General features: G+C 60.7%; 15 protein-coding genes. 4 read left to right on the top strand and 11 right to left on the bottom strand.

The genetic code is table 11. The features are described 5' to 3' along the window. The first annotated feature begins 98 nt into the window (after window positions 1–98). Window positions 99–650: a SixA phosphatase family protein gene (locus tag C5L13_RS17340; protein ID WP_105384531.1), complete on the top strand. Its 552-nt coding sequence runs from the start codon at window positions 99–101 to the stop codon at window positions 648–650. A gap of 73 nt (window positions 651–723) precedes the next feature. Here C5L13_RS17340 and C5L13_RS17335 read toward each other — a convergent pair whose 3' ends face one another. Both C5L13_RS17335 and C5L13_RS17330 read right to left on the bottom strand, forming a co-directional pair. Beyond that, window positions 724–2,709, bottom strand: a complete 1,986-nt coding sequence (locus C5L13_RS17335) for a PhoX family protein (protein ID WP_105384530.1) — start codon at window positions 2,707–2,709, stop codon at window positions 724–726. A gap of 112 nt (window positions 2,710–2,821) precedes the next feature. Beyond that, window positions 2,822–3,370, bottom strand: a complete 549-nt coding sequence (locus tag C5L13_RS17330) for a L,D-transpeptidase family protein (protein ID WP_105384529.1) — start codon at window positions 3,368–3,370, stop codon at window positions 2,822–2,824. 241 nt (window positions 3,371–3,611) lie between these two features. Between C5L13_RS17330 and C5L13_RS17325 the strand changes: the two genes are divergently transcribed. Beyond that, on the top strand, window positions 3,612–4,295 hold the full coding sequence (locus tag C5L13_RS17325) for a response regulator transcription factor (protein ID WP_105384576.1): 684 nt from the start codon (window positions 3,612–3,614) through the stop codon (window positions 4,293–4,295). A 9-nt stretch (window positions 4,296–4,304) separates the two neighbouring features. Next, the gene (locus tag C5L13_RS17320; RefSeq protein ID WP_105384528.1) at window positions 4,305–4,760 is read left to right on the top strand and encodes a cyclic nucleotide-binding domain-containing protein; all 456 of its coding nucleotides are present in this window, start codon (window positions 4,305–4,307) and stop codon (window positions 4,758–4,760) included. A gap of 12 nt (window positions 4,761–4,772) precedes the next feature. Here the strand turns inward: C5L13_RS17320 and C5L13_RS17315 are convergent, their stop codons facing one another. From C5L13_RS17315 to tesB, 6 genes are all read right to left on the bottom strand, one after another. Beyond that, entirely contained in the window at window positions 4,773–5,576 is an 804-nt protein-coding gene (locus C5L13_RS17315) for an exodeoxyribonuclease III (RefSeq protein WP_105384527.1), read from the bottom strand. Between the two features lie 109 nt (window positions 5,577–5,685). Further along, complete coding sequence (locus C5L13_RS17310) at window positions 5,686–6,336, bottom strand: outer membrane lipoprotein carrier protein LolA (protein ID WP_105384526.1); 651 nt, start codon at window positions 6,334–6,336, stop codon at window positions 5,686–5,688. 72 nt (window positions 6,337–6,408) lie between these two features. Then, complete coding sequence (locus C5L13_RS17305; protein ID WP_105384525.1) at window positions 6,409–9,096, bottom strand: FtsK/SpoIIIE family DNA translocase; 2,688 nt, start codon at window positions 9,094–9,096, stop codon at window positions 6,409–6,411. A 246-nt stretch (window positions 9,097–9,342) separates the two neighbouring features. After that, on the bottom strand, window positions 9,343–10,764 hold the full coding sequence (locus C5L13_RS17300) for an ammonium transporter (RefSeq protein WP_105384524.1): 1,422 nt from the start codon (window positions 10,762–10,764) through the stop codon (window positions 9,343–9,345). 28 nt (window positions 10,765–10,792) lie between these two features. Continuing rightward, window positions 10,793–11,143 carry a P-II family nitrogen regulator gene (locus C5L13_RS17295; protein WP_105374478.1) on the bottom strand — a complete coding sequence of 117 codons (351 nt, stop codon included), beginning with the start codon at window positions 11,141–11,143 and terminating at the stop codon, window positions 10,793–10,795. 209 nt (window positions 11,144–11,352) lie between these two features. Beyond that, entirely contained in the window at window positions 11,353–12,240 is an 888-nt protein-coding gene (tesB, locus tag C5L13_RS17290; RefSeq protein ID WP_105384523.1) for an acyl-CoA thioesterase II, read from the bottom strand. Window positions 12,241–12,327: 87 nt separating this feature from the next. Between tesB and C5L13_RS17285 the strand changes: the two genes are divergently transcribed. Further along, window positions 12,328–13,542, top strand: coding sequence for a ubiquinone biosynthesis hydroxylase (locus C5L13_RS17285; RefSeq protein ID WP_105384522.1), 1,215 nt, complete (start codon window positions 12,328–12,330; stop codon window positions 13,540–13,542). Window positions 13,543–13,579: 37 nt separating this feature from the next. Here C5L13_RS17285 and C5L13_RS17280 read toward each other — a convergent pair whose 3' ends face one another. The 3 genes from C5L13_RS17280 to trxA all read right to left on the bottom strand — a co-directional run bounded on the left by C5L13_RS17280 (window position 13,580) and on the right by trxA (window position 15,541). Beyond that, window positions 13,580–13,768, bottom strand: coding sequence for a Trm112 family protein (locus tag C5L13_RS17280; RefSeq protein ID WP_105384521.1), 189 nt, complete (start codon window positions 13,766–13,768; stop codon window positions 13,580–13,582). An 8-nt stretch (window positions 13,769–13,776) separates the two neighbouring features. After that, window positions 13,777–14,454: an LON peptidase substrate-binding domain-containing protein gene (locus C5L13_RS17275; RefSeq protein ID WP_105384520.1), complete on the bottom strand. Its 678-nt coding sequence runs from the start codon at window positions 14,452–14,454 to the stop codon at window positions 13,777–13,779. 109 nt (window positions 14,455–14,563) lie between these two features. Next, on the bottom strand, window positions 14,564–15,541 hold the full coding sequence (trxA, locus tag C5L13_RS17270; RefSeq protein ID WP_105384519.1) for a thioredoxin: 978 nt from the start codon (window positions 15,539–15,541) through the stop codon (window positions 14,564–14,566). Between the last annotated feature and the right edge of the window lie 52 nt (window positions 15,542–15,593).

The following is a 15,593-nucleotide window of genomic DNA, read 5'->3' as shown; positions in this document are numbered from 1 at the left end:
TCGATGCCGCCCTTACCGGGCGGCATTTTCTTTTATGACCGGCAGAAGAACATCGGTATGATCCTTTAATAGCGGAACGGCAGTATTCGGAGCCCGAGGTGGAATCTGACGCATCAGGAAGCGAACTCGACAGGGACGCGCGCAGACTGCTTTTGCTGCGGCATGCCAAATCCGCCTGGCCGGACGGGGTGGCGGATCACGAAAGGCCGCTGGCTGAGAGAGGCCGGAAGGCTGCACCGCTGATGGGGGAGTATATGGCGCGTGAAGGCGTCATTCCCAGTCTCGCTCTGGTTTCCGACGCTCGGCGGACACAGGAGACGTGGGCTCTAGTGAGAAACGAAATCCTCAGCCCGCTGATCTGCCACGATTGTCCCGCCATTTATGAGGCCTCGGCCACGGCAATTCTTGCTGAGCTGAGAAGGATCGAGCCCGAGTTTCGCACCGTACTGATCGTGGGACACAATCCCGGGCTGCAGGATCTGGCGCTCACGCTGGCGGGTAGCGGCAATGCCGAGGCGATGCAGGCAATCGCCGACAAATATCCGACCGGTGCTCTCGCCGTCATCGACTTCGCCCTGCCAAGCTGGCAAGCCGTCTCACCCGGTTCTGGTTTCCTTGAACGGTTCGTCAAACCGCGCTCGCTCAGGTAAGCGATCCGAACCAGCCCGAACCTTTGGAAGGCCCCGCCGTTGCCGGCGGGACCGTTGTCAGAGGGGCAGATCTTCAGACGGCGATCTTGCCGCCGCCGATCTTGGTGATGGCAAGGACCGACGGGCGCACAGGCATGTCGTTCTTGAAATCAGGCCAGCGGGTGGAGAGATCCTCGTAATAGGACGGGCGGCCATGGCCGGACCAGTCTTCGCCGCCATCGCCCGGATGCTGGACCGCAACGAAGGCGGTCTCATCGTCAGGAGTAAAGAGCGGACCACAGAGTTCCGCACCAACCGGCACGCGAAAGAAGAGTTTGGACGTGGCGCGGGCTTCGCCTTCCGTGTCGACCGCCCAAAGGCCGTCGGTGCGGCCGGTGGCCTTGTTGTTGTTGCCGTCCGTCGCCACCCAGAGTCGACCCGCGGAATCGACCGCACAGTTGTCCGGCATGCCGAACCAGCCGTTCTTGGTCGTCTCGGTGGAGAAGGTTGCGCCTACCGCCGCGACAGACGGATCGCCGCACTTCAGGAGCACTTCCCACTTGCCGGAGGTCGCAGTGAAGTCGCCGTCGTTTTCGGATATCTCGATGATGTGGCCGAATGCGTTGTCCGCGCGCGGGTTGGCGGCGTTAACCTGATCTGCCTTCCGCTTGGTATTGTTGGTCAGCATCACATAGACCTTGCCGTTGACGGCGTTCGGCTGGACGTCTTCGGGACGGTCCATCTTGGTGGCGCCGAGGAGATCGCCGGCGCGACGGGTCTCGATCAGAACGTCGGCCTGGCTCTTGAAGCCGTTCTCCGCCGTCAGCGCACCCTGCCCGTGCACCATCGGCAGCCATTGCATCGTGCCGTCTTCGTTGAACTTGGCGACGTAAAGCGTGCCCTTGTCCAGGAGGTCCCTATTGGCGGCGCGATCGTTGGGGTTGAAGGTGCCTTCGGTCACGAACTTGTAGACATAATCGAAGCGCTCGTCGTCGCCGAGGTAGAAGACGACCTTGCCGTTTTTCGCAACGATCGATTCGGCGCCCTCATGCTTGGTACGGCCAAGCGCGGTACGTTTTTTCGGCGCGGAGGTCGGGTCCGTGACGTCCACTTCAACGATCCAGCCAAAGCGGTTCGGTTCGTTCGGTTCCTTGGACAGATCGAAGCGGTCGTAGAAATTGCCCCATTCATAGGAGCCTTCCGGAACGCCGTAACGCTTGTAGTTGGCGGCTTCGGCATGACCTTCCGGAAGTTTGCCCTGGAAATAGCCGTGGAAATTCTCTTCCGCCATGATGTAGGTGCCCCACGGCGTCACGCCGCCCGCACAGTTGTTGAGCGTCCCGAACACCTTCGTGCCGGTCGCGTCAGCAGACGTCTTGAGGCGGTCGTGACCAGCTGCCGGACCGGTGATCTGCATCGCCGTGTTGGAGGTGACCCGCCGATTGTATTTGCCATCGGTAACGACCTGCCATTTGCCGCCTGTCTTGCGGATTTCGACGATCGTGCCCCCATGAGCCGCCATTTCGACGTCCACCTGCTCCTTGCTGAGCGCACCCTGCTTGATCTTGCCGTCAACGACCTGGACCAGGCCCGGGAACATCAGGTGCGGGTTGGTGTATTCGTGGTTGACCACGAGCAGACCATGGTCGTCGGCGCCGTCCAGCGGAATGAAGCCGACATAATCGTTATTGTAGCCGAACTGCTTGCTCTGAGCTTCCGCAGTCTGCTTGGTCGGGTCGAATTCCGGCGCGCCTGGAAGAACGGCGTCACCCCAGCGAAGCAGGATGTCCGCGTCATAACCTTCTGCAACATGGTGCTTGGCGTCCACGCCGGCTTCGATTTCGGCAAAGTTGAAGGCCGACGCGCTCTTGCCGGCGGCACGTGCTTCATCGGCGCTCACAAGCGCGATCGGGCTGACGGTCGCGGCGATCGCCGACACGGCGAGCGATCCCTGCAGGAAGTTCCGGCGCGAGAAGCGTTTGCCGATGATTTCCCCCATCGTCGGGTTAGCGCTCAGGTTGTGACCGTCGCCGTCCGCTTCTTCCAGCTGGGTTGTGGGGAAAATCCGTTGCCCGTCCATATCAAATCTCCAAAGTTGATTTAGAGGCTCTAGTTTTGAGCCATTCTAAACTGTAGAGGGCTGATATTACGACTATACGACAGTCTCCGCTCGCTGATGCATGGGCGGCCCGTCAGAGAACCCGGACGACTGTGCCCTTTCTCATGTAGTGGATAAGGCGCTTCATATCGGCAAGGCTCACGGCAATGCAGCCGGCGGTCGGCTGATAGCCAGGCTTGATCAGATGAAGGAAGATGGCAGAGCCGCGATGTCGGCGCCTCGACGTTATGTTCCAGTCGAGCACCAGACAGATATCGTAGAGCCCATCGGCCCGCATCATCTCCTCATGGCTTGGGCGGAAGGGCGCCTTCACGAGGCTATTGTAGGCCGGATGCTCCGGCTGATCGCACCACAGCATGTCCTTGCGGATATGCCGCATGGGCAAGGCCGTTGGCGGCAGGCGTACCCTCTCGCCCCGCACGAACCCGTAAAGAACACGCATCGAGGCGATCGGCGTTGCGCCATCGCCTTCCCGCTTGAATGCCGTCTTGCCGAAGCGCCCGATCGCGGCCTGGACCGTGATGCCTCCGAAGGAAACAATGGCTCGCCTGCGATCCCGCGGCGCGGTTCTGACGGTGATAACCTTCGAGTCCAATCGTGCCCTTTCGCCAAAACGCTGCATTTCTCTCACAAGGTTTTGCTTTGAATATGATTTCGTTTGAATCCATAGCACCTTGGTGCACCGCGCGTCCCTATGGACGCGCATAGGCGCTCTTAACATATTGGGTCTCGGCATCGGGGCTTTCCGAAAATCGATTTCGATTTTCGGGTCGATGCTGTAGGGATTTAGATCGAAGACGCTGATGGCCCGCCATCTGCTGGAAAAGCGGATGCGGGCGCGAGCGAAGATGAAAGGCTTGAGAATGGCAGCGCGTACCATACTCCTGGTGGATGACGACGATGATCTGCGCGAGACCCTGGTCGAGCAGTTGTCGTTCTACGACGAATTCTCCATCCTCCAGGAAGCCAATGCCGCCAAGGCGCTGCAGACGGCCAAGACCGCGCAGATAGACCTTCTGATCATGGACGTGGGCCTGCCGGACATGGACGGTCGCGAGGCGGTGAAGCTGCTGCGCAAGAACGGTTTCAAGGCGCCGATCATCATGCTGACCGGGCACGACACTGATTCGGATACGATCCTTGGGCTCGAAGCGGGCGCCAACGATTACGTCACCAAGCCCTTCCGCTTCGCCGTGCTGCTGGCCCGCATCCGGGCGCAGCTGCGTCAGTACGAGCAGAGCGAAGACGCAACCTTTACGGTCGGCCCCTATATCTTCAAGCCGAGCCAGAAGCTGCTTACCACCGACGACGGCAAAAAAATCCGCCTGACGGAGAAGGAAGCGGCGATCATCCGCTATCTCTATCGTGCCGGCCAGAAGGTGGTGACGCGCGACATACTGCTGGAAGAGGTCTGGGGCTATAATTCCGGTGTGACGACCCATACGCTGGAAACCCACGTTTATCGTCTGCGCCAGAAGATCGAGCGCGACCCGTCCAGCGCCGAAATCCTGGTCACCGAAAACGGTGGCTATAAAATCGTACCGTGATTTGAACACATGTCGCTGAACGAAGATATCCGCCTGCTCTCACAGGTTCCGCTCTTCAAGGATATGAATGACGACCAGCTTCGCCTCGTGGCCTTCGGGGCCGAGCGGCGGCAGGTGGCCGCCGGCCAGGAGCTGTTCCGGGAAAGGTCGCCGGCGGAATCGGCCTTCATCATCGCCCGTGGCCGCTTCGAACTGCTGATGACCGACCGCAACGGCGAGGCGAAGGTTGAGGCGACGGTCGGTCCCGGCACGCTGTTGTCGGAATTGGCGCTGATCACGATGGTAGAGCGGAAATTTACGGCCGTCGCAGTCGAAGACGCCGAGGCGATGAAGATCAGCCGCTCGCTGTTTCATCGCCTGCTGGAGGAATATCCGGAGGTCGGCCGGGTCATCGAAAGACGTATCCGTGACAATATCGCGAGTCTCGCCAAGGCCGCGGCCGCCATGGGTCATAGGTTCGTCTGAAATCCGGTGGGATCAAAACTTGAAGGTTGCCGTCACCGGCACGTGGTCGGAGGGCTGGTTCCAGCCGCGCGCTTCCTTCAGCACCTCGATGTGATCCAGGAACGGCCCGAGATCCGGGGATGACCAGATATGATCAAGCCGGCGTCCCTTGTCGGCGGCGCGCCAATCCTTGGAACGATAGCTCCACCACGTATAGAGCTTTTCGCTCTCGGGCACGTGCTGACGCATCAGGTCCAGCCAGCCTCCCCGCGCCATGACCTCGTTCAACCCTTGCGTTTCGATCGGCGTATGGCTGACGATCCTGAGCATCTGCTTGTGCGACCAGACGTCGTGCTCAAGCGGCGCAATATTCAGATCTCCGACGAGAACGGAGGAGATGCCGGGCATCGGATCGGCCTTGAGCGCCTTCATCTCCTCGACGAAATCGAGCTTGTGGCCGAATTTGGGGTTCACCGTGCGGTCGGGCTCGTCGCCCCCCGCCGGCACGTAAAAATTATGCAGTCGGACGCGGCGCGAACCGCGCTCGAAGATGGCGGAGATGTGCCTTGCGTCACCGACCCCGCAATAGTTCTGCCGATGATCTTCCAGAAGCGGAATCTTCGATACGGTAGCGACGCCGTGATAGCCCTTCTGGCCGTGAATGATGATGTGCTGGTAGCCGAGATCCTTGAAGGGCTGGAGCGGAAACTCCGGCTCCTGGCATTTGATTTCCTGCAGGCAGAGGATATCCGGCTTGTAGCGGACGAGGAACTGCTCGACGATCGGCATGCGCAGCCGCACGGAATTGATGTTCCAGGTACTGATGGAAAAAGTCATGACCAAACCTCGTATGTCGCGGCGAGGTTTAGGAAATTTTTCTTGCATTGAGAAGCAAAAAGGGCCGCGCGCAGGCCCGGCCCTTCAGACTTTCCAAACTCCGGCTCGATCAGCCCTTGCGGACTTCGTCATAGGGGATAGTGAAGACCTTGTCGTCCAGGCTCACCCCGTTCCTGACATTGTAGATCATGACCGATGTGTCCTTGTTCTGGGCGTCGGTAATGGTCCACTGGCGCAGGTCGTAGGTCTTGGAATCAAACATCATGGTGATGGTCGAATCACCGAAGACCGTCTTGTTGCCAAGCACGATTGTGGTGAGATCCGACTCCTGCTTGACGTCACGGACCATCTGATTGCCGAGATCGATGCGGTCGGACAGCAGCAGGCTGAGCGGCGTCTTGGAAAGAGGATAGACGTCCCAGGTCTTGAGCTTCATGTTGCCGATCACGACATTCTTGCCGTCGGCAATCACGCGGATCGGCGACGGGTCTTCGAAATTGAAGCGCAGCTTGCCCGGCCGTTCGATAAAGAACTTGCCGCCGGTCTGCTCTCCGCGCGGCCCGAACTGGACGAACTCGCCCATCATGGTTTTGACCGAGGAAAAGTGATCAGCGATCTTCTGCGCCGCAGCCGAGCTTTGCGCGAAGCCTGTGCCCGGCAAGAACGCCGCGGTCGCCAGGCTCGCCAGCCCGAGCGAAAACTGCCTGCGGCCGATCGAGTCGAGTCGGATGTTTGAAAGGATGGATTTATCGTTCTTCATTCTGTTCTCCTTCCCCCAGTTCTCGGTTTAAAACGCGGCGTCTTGATGGCGGTTGCAACGATCACGAAAGCCTTACCGCTCGAGGATATCGCCCTCGGTCGGCACCAGGATCTCGCGCTTGCCGGCATGGTTGGCCGGTCCGATCAGCCCCTCCTGCTCCATCCGCTCGATGAGCGATGCCGCGCGGTTATACCCGATGCCGAGACGACGCTGGATATAGGACGTGGATGCCTTGCCGTCGCGCAGCACGATCGCCACCGCCTGATCGTACGGATCGTCGGAATCAGAGAGGTTGCCGGTACCTGCCGGACCGCCGCCTGCACCAGCTTCATCCTCGTCGTCATCAGCCGTGATCGCATCGAGATATTGGGGTGCCCCCTGGGTTTTCAAGTAGGCGACGATGTCTTCGACTTCCGTATCCGACACGAATGGACCATGGACACGCTGAATGCGGCCGCCGCCGGCCATGTAGAGCATGTCGCCCATGCCGAGCAGCTGTTCGGCACCCTGCTCCCCGAGGATCGTGCGGCTGTCGATCTTCGACGTGACCTGGAAAGAGATGCGGGTCGGGAAATTCGCCTTGATCGTGCCGGTGATGACATCGACCGAGGGGCGTTGCGTGGCCATGATAACATGGATGCCGGCCGCACGTGCCATCTGCGCCAGACGCTGAACCGCGCCTTCGATGTCCTTGCCTGCGACCATCATCAGGTCGGCCATTTCGTCGATGATCACGACGATATAAGGCATCGGCTCAAGATCGAATTCCTCGGTTTCGTAGACGGCCTCCCCCGTCTGGCGGTCGAAACCGGTCTGTACGGTGCGGGTAAGCACCTCGCCCTTTTCGATCGCCTGCTCAACGCGGCTGTTGAAGCCGTCGATATTGCGCACGCCGATCTTCGACATCTTCTTGTAGCGCTCTTCCATCTCGCGGACGGTCCATTTGAGCGCTACGACCGCCTTTTTCGGATCAGTCACGACCGGCGAAAGCAGATGCGGAATTCCGTCATAGACAGACAGTTCCAGCATCTTCGGGTCGATCATGATCAGACGGCACTTCTCCGGCGTATAGCGATAGAGAAGCGAGAGGATCATGGTGTTGATGGCGACCGACTTGCCGGAACCCGTGGTACCGGCGACGAGCAGATGCGGCATCTTGGCAAGGTCGGCGACGACCGGCTCGCCGCCGATGGTCTTGCCGAGTGCCATGGCGAGTTTAGCCTTGCTGCCCTCGAAGTCCTTGCTGCCGATCATTTCGCGCAGATAGACCGTCTCACGGATCCGGTTCGGCAGCTCGATGCCGATCGCATTGCGGCCGGGCACGACGGCGACACGGGCGGCGATCGCGCTCATCGAACGGGCAATGTCGTCGGCGAGACCGATGACGCGCGAGGACTTGATGCCGGGCGCCGGCTCGAGTTCGTAAAGCGTGACGACCGGCCCCGGACGGACATGGATGATCTCGCCCTTGACGCCGAAATCTTCCAGCACGCCTTCCAGCAGCCGGGCATTCTGCTCCAGCGCATCGGCAGAGAGTGACGCATCGCGAGCGACCGCCTTCGGCTCGTTCAGAAGATGCACCGAGGGAAGCTGGAAACCGTCCGGCGAAATGAAGGACGCCTGGGCTTCGCGAGCAACCCGGGGGCTCGGCTTCGGCGGCGCGGCGGCGGGGACGACCCGGGGCTGGCCGCGACCGGCCTGCGACGCACGGGAAGAAACAAACGGTGCATCATCATCAGGCAGAATGCCAGCCGGGCGCGGCGGCATGTCATCCATGTCGAACGGCGGATCGTCGTCGTAATCATCGTCATCATGGCCCGAGATCGGCGGCGCCGTGACCACCCGGCGCGACGGCACTACCCGCTCCGCCGGACCGTCGAGCGAGGGCTCCATGCGGCGGCCCGCCACGATCGGAGCAGTCTTGGCGCGGACCGGCTCGTTCAACGTGCCGAACTCGTCCTCATTGAAATCATAGGGCTGATCGAAGCCGACGCGAACGGGAGGCTTGATGCCTGCGAGCCGGCGCAGCCGGGCTTGCGCAATGTACCAGTAGTGAGCAATCGCACCGAAGGCCAGGAAGCCGGCGAAGGTGCTCTCCTCATCTTCGTCTTCGATCTCCTCATGCTTCGGCCGTGCCTTGGTCGCGGCGACGGGCTGATCATCGTCTTCCGCATCCTCCTCGAAAGCCTCGCCGACGAGACCGGAAGCAAAGAGCATGAGCCAGATGCAGGGAAGCGTGAAGATGCAGCCGAGCACGATCGCGACCATGCCGGTCGGATAGGCTCCCACGAAAAGCGCGGGAAAGCGGAGGATCATGTCTCCGATAACGCCGCCTATTCCGTTCGGGATCGGCCAGGTGGGCGGCGCGGGAAAGCAGCCGAGCGTGGCAGAGGCAAGCAGGGCGCCGCCACCCCAGGCCGCCAGTCTCGCCGGGATGCGGTCATATTTGCGGCCGGAAATGAGCGCCAATGCAAAGGCGAGCACGGGCAGGAGCGCAACAATGCTTGCCAGGCCGAGAAACTGCATCATCAGATCGGCAAATGCAGCACCGGCAAAACCCAGGATGTTGGTAGGCGCGTTGTCGGTCGCATAGGAAAAGCTGGGATCTGCGACATTCCAGGTGGCAAGCGCCGCAACGGCAAGCGCCAAGGCCAGGAAAATGCCGAAGCCGATAAGCGCGAGCGCCTGCCTCCACACGAAGGCGGTGAGAGCCAGGCGGGGAGACCGGTTTGCCATAGCCGCTGAACTGCTTCTGCCCATCGTGTCTGTCCGCCGCCTTCTGAACGCAACTCTTCGCGCGATCCGCCATACCGCCGGCCGATTCGCACAATTCCAGCGCAGAGTAGCCTGAGGATAGTTAATGCGGCTTTAACCACGATCGAGAGCGCTGGCGCTGAAAACACGAATAAAAAAAGCCCGGACCGAAGTCCGGGCGAAATGCAGCTTCCGAACGGAAGGCTGCGACGGGATCGGAAGGCGGCGGCTCCTGCCGCCGCCAAACGCGTATTAGGAGTGATAGGCGGCTTCGCCGTGGGTCGAGAGATCGAGGCCTTCGCGCTCGGCTTCGACGCTGACCCGCAGACCGACGACAAGATCGACGATCTTGTAGAGGATCGCCGAACCGATGCCCGACCACAGCAGCGTCACGATGACACCCTTGAGCTGCGCCCAGACCTGCGTTGCCGTGCCTGCATAGCCAGCGGCAAAGTCGGCCGTCGAGTAGTCGACGATGCCTGCGCCACCGAGAGCGGGGTTGACGAACACGCCCGTGAGGATCGCGCCGATGATGCCGCCGATGCCGTGTACGCCGAAGACGTCCGCGGTGTCGTCATAGCCGAACTTGTTCTTCACGGTCGACACGAAGAAATAGCAGACCGGCGAAACGATGAGACCCATGATGACGGCGCCCATCGGGCCGACGAAGCCGGCGGCCGGAGTGACGACGACGAGACCGGCAACCGCACCCGATGCGGCACCCAGCATGGATGCCTTGCCGCGAGCGAAGGTTTCGACGATCGCCCAGGAAACGATGGCGGCGGCGGTTGCAACGAAGGTGTTGATCATTGCAAGAGCAGCGTAGGCGTTTGCTTCGAGGTTCGAACCGGCGTTGAAGCCGAACCAGCCAACCCACAGGAGCGATGCACCGACCATGGTCAGCGTCATGGAGTGGGGAGCCATCATGTCCTTGCCGAAGCCGGTCCGCTTGCCGACCATGATCGCACCAACGAGGCCGGCGATACCGGCATTGATGTGAACGACCGTACCACCGGCGAAGTCGATTGCGCCGAAGCCGAAGATGAGGCCGGTCGGGCCGCTATAGGCGCTCGGGCCGCCCCAGAACCAAACCATGTGGGCCATCGGGAAGTAAACGAAGGTCAGCCACAGGATGGTAAAGAGGATGACGGCCGAAAACTTGATGCGCTCGGCGAAGGCGCCGACGATCAGGGCCGGCGTGATTGCCGCGAATGTCATCTGGAAGCAGACGAAGACGAGTTCGGGGATGGCCGCGCCCTTGGTGAAGCTTTCCGAAAGGGTCGTGGTATTGACACCGGCGAGGAACATCTTCGAGAAGCCGCCAACGAAGCTGTTCAGCGAACCGCCATCGGTGAAGGCCAGCGAATATCCGTAGGTGACCCACAGAACGATCGCGACCGCGGCGATCATCATGACCTGCATCAGCACCGACAGCATGTTCTTGGTACGGACGAGACCGCCGTAAAACAGCGCAAGGCCCGGCACGACCATCAGCAGCACGAGAATGGACGAGATCAGCATCCAGGTCGTATCGCCTTTGTCGACCGTCATGGCCGGAGCGGCAGCCGCTGCAGCCGGTGCGGCAGTATCCTGCGCGAAGGCAATGGCGGGCGCAAAAGACGCCGCGGCGGCGGCACCCAAGCGTCCGAAAATAGAAACCTTGTTGAATTGCATAGCTTAAAAACTCCCCTGTCAGCCGTGCTTAGAGCGCTTCTGTGTTGGTTTCGCCGGTACGGATGCGCACGGCCTGCTCGATCGAATAGACGAAGATCTTGCCATCGCCGATTTGGCCGGTCTTGGCGGCCGACGCGATCGCATCCACGGCCTTTTCGACGAGGTCGGAGGGGACGGCGATTTCAATCTTCAACTTCGGCAGAAAACTTACTGCGTATTCGGTACCGCGGTAGATCTCGGTATGTCCCTTCTGACGCCCGTAACCTTTGACTTCGGTGACGGTCAGGCCCTGGATACCGACAGCCGTGAGGGCTTCGCGCACCTCATCCAGCTTGAACGGCTTGATAATGGCCATCACGATTTTCATCTGGCTTCCCATCCTTTGTTTGCATTCGGCATTCGGGCCGACTCTCCTTATCGCCGGCAGATCACGACAGCGACTGGCGAGTTACATTCAAGGGGCGTGCCAGATTCAAATTGAAGTATAAGTCATTGAAATATAAAGGATTCAGGAAAAATTTCTAAGAAACGTGCATTTGGGCGGCGCAGAGGCGCCTAAATTGTGTGCATTTTTGAAAAATTGCACAACTATTGTTCATTTGCCTTTTTCCGAATCAATCCTTCCTGGGCTACCGACGCGATCAGCACCCCGGAGCGCGTATAGATGCTGCCACGGGTCATCCCTCGGGCACCGGAAGCGCTGGGGCTGTCCTGCGTGTAGAGCAGCCAGTCGTCGAAGGTGGTGGGTCCATGAAACCACATGGCGTGATCGAGGCTGGCCGCCTGCAGCGACGGATCAAAAATCGAGATACCGTGCGGATAAAGCGAGGCATCGAGCAGCGTCATATCGGAGAGATAGGCAAGCACCGCGGCCTGATAATGCCGATCCGCCGGCACGCTGCCGAGAGTGCGCACCCAGATGTCCTGGCGGGGCTCAAGCTTGTCCTTGGTGAGATAATGAACGAGGGAGGTGGGGCGTATTTCGATCGGCCGTTCCCGCGTCCAATAGCGCCGGACCGATTCCGGAGCGTGATCGAGGAAGAGCGCCTTGAACTCCTTCTCGCCGATCAGGTCCTCGGGTTGGGTGACCGATGGCATGCTCATCTGGTGTTCGTAGCCGCCCTCTTCGATCTGGAAGGAGGCCGACATGGAAAAGATCGCCTTGCCGTGCTGTACGGCCACCACGCGGCGGGTGGTGAAGCTTGATCCGTCGCGTATGCGCTCCACCTGATAAAGGATCGGAACGGAAGGATCGCCTGGACGCATGAAATAGGCGTGGAGAGAATGCACAAACCGGTCCAAATCGACGGTCCGCTGCGCCGCCATCAGCGCCTGGGCAATCACCTGACCGCCAAATACCCGCTGCCAGCCGGCATCCGGGCTGACGCCGCGATAGAGGTTTTCCTCCAGCTTTTCGACGTCGAGCGTCTCGATCAGCTGCTCCATGGCGGACGGTGGCTCGATCTGGGGCGACATTATGACGGTCTCCGGCAATAGGAAGCTGCTGCCGGATGGTCTATATGCAGGGCGTGATATTCTCAAGTCTCACGGGAGCTTAGATAGATGCTGGACATGCTGGTTGTAGGAGGCGGTTATGTGGGTCTCGCCGCCGCGGTCGCCGTCAAACAGGCGGCACCGCATCTCAATGTCGAGGTGATCGAGGCCGCGCCAGCCGGTGTCTGGGAAAAGGACGAGCGGGCATCCGCCATCATTGCCGCTGCGACCCGCATGCTCGAAGTCTTCGGCCTGTGGAGCGAGATCGCACCAGACGCTCAGCCGATCAACCGAATGATCGTCACCGACAGCCGCACCTCCGATCCGGTGCGTCCGGTTTTTCTAACCTTCGACGGCGAGGTGGAGGAAGGCCGCCCCTTTGCCCATATGGTGCCGAATGTCGCCATGGTCCGCGCGCTGCGCGGAGCCGCCGAGCGCCTCGGGATCGTGATTCGCCACGGGCTGTCCGCCACCGCCTTCAAGACTGAAAGCACGCGTTGCACCGTCTCTCTATCGGACGGATCCACTGTCGAAACAAAACTGCTTGTCGCATGCGACGGCGTTCGTTCGAAGCTGCGCGACATGGCCGGCATCAGAACCGTCACCTGGGACTATGGCCAATCCGGCATCGTCACCACCGTGGCTCACGAGCGGCCGCATGAAGGCCTGGCGGAAGAGCATTTCCTTCCCTCCGGCCCCTTCGCGATCCTCCCGTTGACCAACAACCGGTCTTCGCTTGTCTGGACGGAAAGATCGGGGGAAGCCGAGCGCCTGGTCGCATCGGACGATCTTGTCTTCGAGGAGGAGCTGCAGCGGCGCTTCGGCCACAAGCTCGGCGAGCTGCAGGTCGTCGGCGGCCGCAAAGCGTTTCCGCTCGGCCTGACGCTTGCGCGCGCCTTCGTGGCGCCCCGCCTTGCCCTTGCCGGAGACGCCGCGCACGGCATTCATCCGATTTCCGGCCAAGGACTGAACCTGGGCTTTAAGGACGTCGCCGCCTTGGCGGAAACGGTGGTGGAAGCGGATCGCCTTGGCCTCGATATAGGCGCGCTGAACGTATTGGAGCGTTACCAATCCTGGCGGCGGTTCGATACATTCCGTATGGGCGTGACGACCGATGTGCTGAACCGGCTGTTTTCGAACGATATCACCCCCATCCGCATCGCCCGCGACTTCGGGCTCGGAATTGTCGACCGGATGCCGCAACTGAAAAACTTCTTCATTGACCAGGCCGCGGGAAAGACAGGCGACGGTGGGCCGAAACTGCTTGCCGGCGAAGCTATCTGAGTGATTGCCTCAAGAAGGCCGCTCGAAAAGTCAGCTGTCAGTCCTCGATCTTGCGAGCCTCGGAAACCAGCATGATCGGGATACCGTCGCGGATCGGGTAGGCTAACCGCACCCGTTCCGAGATCAATTCGTTGCTCTCGCGATTGAAAGAAAGCCGTCCCTTGCTCAGCGGGCATACGAGCAGATCGAGGAGTTTGGGATCCACCTTGCTGAGTTTCTCGTCCATGCTCTTTCCTACTGAAGGATGGTGTCGGAATCACTGAAACCTCGCGCCAGGAAGATTTCCGTAATCGCGATCAGCGTTTCAGCGCGCGTCTTCAGGTCAGGAGCTTCAAGCAGGGCCTGCTTTTCGGCAGGACCAAAGGGCGACATCATCGACAGCGAATTGACGAGCGTGCGATTGCCGGCGCGTTCGATGCTTTCCCAATCCGCTTCCAGCTTGTTGGCATCGAGATAGGCACGAAAGACCCGCAGGAGCTCGGCTCGATCGACCGAGCTCTCATCGTCCTCCACCGAAAGGTCGGTCATGAACGGTGCGATCCTGAAGATGCGATAGGGATGCCCTTGCCCCATCTCCTCCAGCAACCGGAAACGGCAAGCGCCGCTGATAGAGGCGATGTAGCGGCCATCGCCTGTTTCCGCGAAGGAGGTGATGCGGCCGATGCAGCCGACATTCGACAGCGCGGGCCGCGGACCTTCCGCCGGCTCGCCACTCTCCATCAGCGAAGGCTGGACGATACCTATCAGCCGGTCCGACGCGAGCGCCGCATCGAACATGGCAAGATAACGAGGTTCGAAGATATTGAGCGGCAATTGGCCGCCCGGCAGAAGTAACGCACCTGTCAGCGGAAAGACGGGAATTGCTTCCGGCAAATCCTCCCGTTTCAGATATCTCGCATTTCCCACATGCATGGGTCCGACACCTCCCAGACCACTCTCGCAGCCATCATCATCTGCCGCCGGAAGTTATGTGGGGCGGTCGCCCTGGAACGCAAGACCAAACCAGCCGCAGCAGCGTCCGCTATGAAAATAGAATCGAAGAAAGCTTGCGGCGGGCGGCGATCGTGGCCGGATCCTTCGGACCCCAGACGTCGAAGAATTGCAGAAGCTGGCGGCGCGCTCCATCGTCGTCGAAACTGCGGTCTTGGCGCATGATCATCAACAGATGCTCGGCAGCTTCGTCGCGCTGCCCCTGAACGTTCATGATCTTGGCGAGCTTCATGCGTGCCTCGTGGTCGTCCGGATGCAGCGCCAGATCCTGCTCAAGCGCGAGGGGATCACCGAGCTTGCGGGCTTCCTCGATCTGCTCGAGCTTCTTGGCAACAGCCTGGATGGCGGCATCCTTGGCGAGGTCTTCCGGAAGGGAGGCGAGCATCTGGCTGGCGCGCGCCGTCTCGCCCATGGCGATCAGGCATTGCATCATCCCGCCGGCTGCTTTGGCATTTTCCGGATCGGCCTGGAGCACGGCACCGTACAGTTGCGCGGCGTCCTGGATATTTCCCTCGGCGAGCAATGTCTCAGCTTCGCCAAGCACCGACTCGATTTCCGCCGCTTGGTCCGCGCCGGCAGGTCCGGCAATCCGATCGATGAACTGGCGCACCTGGCTTTCCGGCACCGCTCCCATGAAACCGTCTACCGGACGGCCGTCGACAAAGGCGATGACGGCGGGAATCGACTGGATGCCGAGTTGACCCGGGATCGACGGATGATCATCGATATTCATCTTGACCAGCTTCACCCGGCCCTCAGCTTCATTGACGACCTTTTCGATCACCGGAGTGAGCTGCTTGCAGGGGCCGCACCAGGGCGCCCAGAAGTCGACGAGGACCGGCTGCCGCCGCGATTCTTCGATGACGTCCTTGCTGAAGCCGGCGGTGGTGGTGTCCTTGATGGCGGAGCCGGTCGCCGGCTCCGCGGCAGGCGCCGCACCATAGTTTGCCGAAGCCGTCATCTGGCCGCCATAGGCGTTGGCACCATAGGGGTTGTCTCTGCCGCTCATGAACGCTCTCCCGGGAAGCTTTGTCTATTGGCTCGTCGCTCGCAAAGATCGT

This window comes from Neorhizobium alkalisoli (genome assembly GCF_002968635.1).
In the GTDB taxonomy this organism is placed as follows: Bacteria; Pseudomonadota; Alphaproteobacteria; order Rhizobiales; family Rhizobiaceae; genus Neorhizobium; species Neorhizobium alkalisoli.
Note: the sequence above shows the minus strand (reverse complement) of the source record. Positions and strands in the feature narration are given on the sequence as shown.